This is a genomic window from Oleiphilus sp. HI0125 (assembly GCF_001635355.1).
This window is the reverse complement of sequence record NZ_LWGF01000680.1, coordinates 1-1,469: the sequence shown is the minus strand read 5'-3', so window position 1 is coordinate 1,469 and position 1,469 is coordinate 1. Positions and strand designations below refer to the sequence as shown.

Sequence of the window (1,469 nt, the reverse complement as noted above, 5' to 3'; positions counted from 1 at the left end):
TTGCGAAGAAGTCACCATCAGGTGCTGCACATAGACGTTCTTCCCATGGGTTGTAGCGAGGCGAATAATGTTTCGTATCGACATTTTCTCCGAGCTCTTTTTTGACATTTTTCATTAGGAGCTTTCGCATAAAATTCGGCCATTTCATACTGACAGCGTACAGTGCTCTTTGAATCAAGATGTTTCGCTTACGAGTGATCAAATATGCCCAAGAGTCAGGCATAATTTTGATCATAAAGCGCGCGATTTTGTCTGTGTCAGGTAATGACATAATGTAGGTAGGAGAGCGTTGGAGCATCGTAACGTGCGCTGCTGTATCGGCCATGGATGGAACGATTGTGATCGCAGTTGCTCCACTACCAATGACAACTACTTTCTTACCGCTGTAGTCATAGTTCTCAGGCCAGTGTTGAGGATGAAGAACTTCGCCTTTGAATCTATCTTCGTCTAAGAACTTGGGTTTATAACCTTGATCATAGTCGTAATATCCCGTGCAATTTAAAAGGAATTGGCACGTGAAGTTCTCCGTTTTTTGAGTTTGCTCATTTAGAGCAGAGAGTTCCCATTTTTGAAGTGTTGAAGACCAGTTGGCACTGATTATCTTGAGGCCGAACTTTACCTTCTCGGTGATGCCGAATTCTTGCGCTGTATCGTTTACATAGTTTCTTATGTCTGGACCTTTAGCTAACACAGTGTCAGAGAACCAGGGTTTGAATTGGTAGCCAAAACTAGTCATGTCTGAATCTGATCGAATGCCAGGGTATTTAAATAAGTCCCAAGTTCCGCCCATTGTTTGTCTTCGTTCAATGATTGCTAAAGACTTATCAGGACATTCTCTCGATATGTGGCAGGCGCTGCCAATTCCTGATAGTCCAGCGCCAATAATAATCACATCGAAATGTTGTTCTGTCATTTTTCTTATCCTGTTTAATCAAGTAACCACGAACGACTAGTATGCTTGAGAACACAGAGCCTGGCTTTGTTATTGCCAAGATAAGAATTGATATTTTTGTACGGCGCAGTTTATGTGACGTTTTTGGCTAACAAACCTTTCAGCAGTGCGGTCTCTGAAATGTGACTTACCTCGTTAAATGGCAAACTGACTTTGTATCCTGAACCAAGTGCTTCCTCACAATGGTTGCCATTTTTACTCAGTTGCATGTCATTGGCGGAAATTTCAATGTTTCCTTCTGGTGTAAGCAAGGTAAGTTTGTCGTTAATTCCGAACTTATTTTGTGCAATAAAATGGATGCGGCTCTGCTCTTTGTCGATACTCACTAAATCAGCCACAAATAATTGTTTCTCGGACCGAGAATTACCTGTTTCATAATTCTGGTATTCATCGGGCAAGTGACGTCGGTAAAAGCCTTCTGTGTATTTACGATTCGCCATGCCTTCAAGCTCGTTCATTAACCCCATGTTGAACTCTTTACCGGTGAGCGCATTGTTAATGGCTTGTCGGTATACTT

Annotated in this window: 2 protein-coding genes; both read right to left on the bottom strand. The window is 42.1% G+C overall.

The window, feature by feature from the left end:
* On the bottom strand, window positions 1–913 hold a 913-nt coding region (locus A3762_RS09790), incomplete at its 3' end, for an NAD(P)/FAD-dependent oxidoreductase (RefSeq protein ID WP_156493366.1).
* A 110-nt stretch (window positions 914–1,023) separates the two neighbouring features.
* Window positions 1,024–1,469 (bottom strand): U32 family peptidase C-terminal domain-containing protein (locus A3762_RS09785; protein WP_197469179.1); only part of this gene is annotated, 446 nt, incomplete at its 5' end.